Annotated in this window: 2 protein-coding genes and 1 pseudogene; all 3 read left to right on the top strand. The window is 50.1% G+C overall.

The annotated features are described in order from the left end of the window. On the top strand, positions 1-570 hold a 570-nt coding region (locus tag ACESLU_RS13340), incomplete at its 5' end, for a hypothetical protein (RefSeq protein ID WP_372639123.1). Positions 571-584: 14 nt separating this feature from the next. After that, a complete protein-coding gene (locus ACESLU_RS13335) occupies positions 585-2,912 on the top strand; it encodes a GMC family oxidoreductase N-terminal domain-containing protein (protein ID WP_372639122.1) in 2,328 nt (775 codons plus the stop codon). Continuing rightward, a pseudogene (locus ACESLU_RS13330) lies at positions 2,912-3,305 on the top strand (esterase); the annotation flags it as partial. The gene ACESLU_RS13335 and the pseudogene ACESLU_RS13330, both read left to right, overlap by 1 nt.

The following is a 3,305-nucleotide window of genomic DNA, read 5'->3' as shown; positions in this document are numbered from 1 at the left end:
GCAGCCGAAGCACTCCAGCTCTACAAAAATCTATTGTTCTATAATCCTGAAATATCCTTCCTGCTTCTGATTATTTTTTCCGGCATCCTGGCCTTTGCCGATAAAAATCGAAAAGAGAATATCACCTGTTGGATTTTGGGTATCCTTCATGGTTTGTTTCAACTTCTGTTGATCCTCGCTTCCCTGTGGATTACCGTTTCGTTACTGATTGCTCTTTTCGGGACCATCCCGGTCAGCATGACGAGTATGGCAGCCGGTGGTATGATAGCTGCCGTTCTGGGATGGCTTTTCAGTGGATACGCGATGGCCATGTACTTGTTGGTCGCAATCCTGCTTCTGAAAACACATGATACAGAAGCTTTTTCTTCTTTTCGGGGAGAAGATTATAAAAACTTCATACGCATCAAGATCTCCCCGAAAGAACTGACTATATATCCTGTTAAGATTCCCGCTGCATGCCGTAACTGGCAATATAACGCCGGGGTCGAGGGAGAACAGCCGTGGTATTCACCGGAGGTTGACCTGAAATATGATCTAATAGAGGATCCAATCGTGATTCGACGCAAATAACTGAGGAAACCAACATGGTACGATTATCACTCCCTTTTGAACAAATGAAGGAACATTACCGGGTGGTTGTTGTGGGATCCGGCTACGGAGGAAGCATCAGTGCCTCCCGGATGGCCAGAGCGGGACAATCGGTTTGTCTGCTGGAAAAAGGAAAAGAACTGCATCCGGGAGAATATCCGAACGGGGAAGCGGAAGCTGCCAAAGAGATGCAAATGGATGTGGAGGGAAAACACATTGGCTCGGAAACGGGACTTTACGACTTTCGCTTTAATGAAGATATCAATGTATTCCAGGGATGCGGCCTGGGAGGCACTTCGCTGGTAAATGCGAATGTCTCTTTGCCTCCGGAAGATTGGGTGATGGCTTCAGAGGAATGGCCGTCCGCTTTACAAGCGGATAGGGAAACCCTGGATGAGTGTTTCCAGTTAGCAAAAGATATGCTCAAGCCGACGCCCTATCCGGGGGACTGGCTGACACCTGCAAAGTTAAAAGCGATGGAATCGGCCTCAAGTAACTGGGAGGACGGCGCTTATTACCGTCCCCCTGTCAATGTACGTTTCGAGGAGGGGGAAAATCATGTCGGCGTGTTTCAAAATGCCTGCAACGGCTGCGGGGATTGTGTGACCGGCTGCAATTACGGGGCCAAGAATACCACGCTCATGAACTACCTGCCGGATGCCAAAAATCACGGAGCGGAAATTTTTACAGAAGCAGCCGTAGACCGAATCGAACGCCACCAGGAGCAATGGGTAGTGCGTTATAAGATCATGAATGCGGGACGTAAAAAATTCGGGGAATCCACAAACTTCGTCACCGCTGATATCGTCATCCTCGCGGCCGGCACCCTCGGAACCACGGAGATACTGCTGCGATCAAAAGAAAACGGACTGGAAGTGTCGGACATGCTGGGTCAGCGTTTTACCGGCAATGGCGACTTCCTGGGATTCGGCTATAATAATGACGTTGACGCCAATGCTATTGGAATGGGACACAAAGAGCCGGATAAAGATCGTCCCGTCGGTCCCTGCATTACCGGTATCATAGATCTGCGAAAAAACAGATATACCAATGGTAGGAAAAAGGAAGGAATGGTGATCGAAGAAGGCGTGATTCCGGGGGCCCTGTCCGCTTTTGTACCCTGGATGCTGGCCTTTTCCTCCAAATTTATCGGAAAGGATACCGATCGGGGGTTTGCTGATTTCTTTCGGGAACTGTGGCGTAAACTGAGATCTCTGCTGGGCGGCGCATACCGGGGCGCTACCGGTAACACCATGACCTACCTGGTGATGACCCACGACGATGGAAAGGGCGAGTGTTTCTTAAAAGACGATCGCATACGGATTAACTGGGATGATGTGGGCAAGCAGTCCATCTTCCAAAAAGTGAACCGGAATCTTGAAATGGTTACAAAACGGCTCGGGGGCACCTACATTAAAAATCCGACCTGGAATAAGCTGTTCAAACATCGACTCACTACGGTGCATCCTCTGGGGGGAGCAATCATGGGGGAAGATGCCACAGGCGGGGTGGTTAACCACAAGGGACAGGTCTTCGATAATACCAACGGGGCTCAGACTTACAAAGGGCTGTATGTAAGCGATGGCTCTGTTATTCCCCGGACCCTGGGCGTAAACCCGTTGCTGACTATTTCTGCCCTGGCCGAGCGGAACTGCAAGTACATCGCCGACGATTACGGGTGGACTATCGACTATCGTCAGCATACCGACCGACCGGAAGAGACGGGGGATCCCAAACACGGCATTCAATTTACCGAGCGGATGACGGGCTATTTTGCACCGGGTGCCGGGGACTACGAAACAGGCTATGAAGCGGGAAAGGCGAATCACTCTCCTTTTTCTTTTGTGTTGACTATTCGGACGGATGACTTGAACAGGATGCTGGAGGATCCCCGGCATCCGGCAAACATTATCGGTACCGTCCGGGCGCCGATGCTTTCCCATGATGATCTTTCGGTTTCGGAAGGTAAATTTAATTTATTTGTTGACTCTCCCGGGGAAAATGCCCGGTATATGCGATACCGGATGAAGCTGCATGCAGAAGAAGGCGACGAATACTTCTTCAGGGGATACAAACATCTGCATGACGACCCGGGATTTGATGTCTGGCGGGATACCACCACCCTGTTTATGACCGTGCACGACGGGGGTTCCGAACAAGACCCCGTCCTTGGCAGGGGGATCCTCACCATCAAGCCCAGCGATTTTAAAAAGCAGATTACGACGGTGGAAGTAACCGGTACGGATCAGACCATTGATAAGCTTAAATACCAGGGAAAATTTCTGAAATTTTTCTCGGAAAATATTGTAGATGTATATCTCTGATGATTGTGAACACTAAAAAAACATACCTGGAGCGGACCCTCCCTTATGAAACAGGCGACGGCATGCACTGTAACCTTATCAATGTAAAAGCGGAAGAGCGCCCCCCTAAAGGTCCGGTGGTACTCGTTCATGGAGCAGGGGTAAGAGCCAATATTTTCAGGGCTCCAGTGGAAACCGATATCGTGGATTACCTCGTGCGGGAAGGATATGACGTGTGGTTGGAAAATTGGCGGGCAAGCATTGAATTTGCTCCGAATGAATGGAATCTGGACCAGGCGGCCAAATATGATCATCCCGCAGCGGTATCCAAAGTTGCTGAGGAGACGGGATACGAGGAGATAAAGGCGATCATTCACTGCCAGGGATCCACGAGCTTTATGATGTCGGCTGTGG

Origin of the sequence: Fodinibius sp. (genome assembly GCF_041642155.1) — a bacterium.
Lineage (GTDB): Bacteria > Bacteroidota > Rhodothermia > Balneolales > Balneolaceae > Fodinibius.
The sequence above is the reverse complement of the archived record's forward strand: the minus strand, read 5'-3'. Positions and strand labels throughout refer to the sequence as shown.

Coding starts and splice junctions, on each gene's coding strand:
- ACESLU_RS13335 (WP_372639122.1), top strand. CDS start 585: ATGGTACGATTATCACTCCCTTTTGAACAAATGAAGGAACATTACCGG.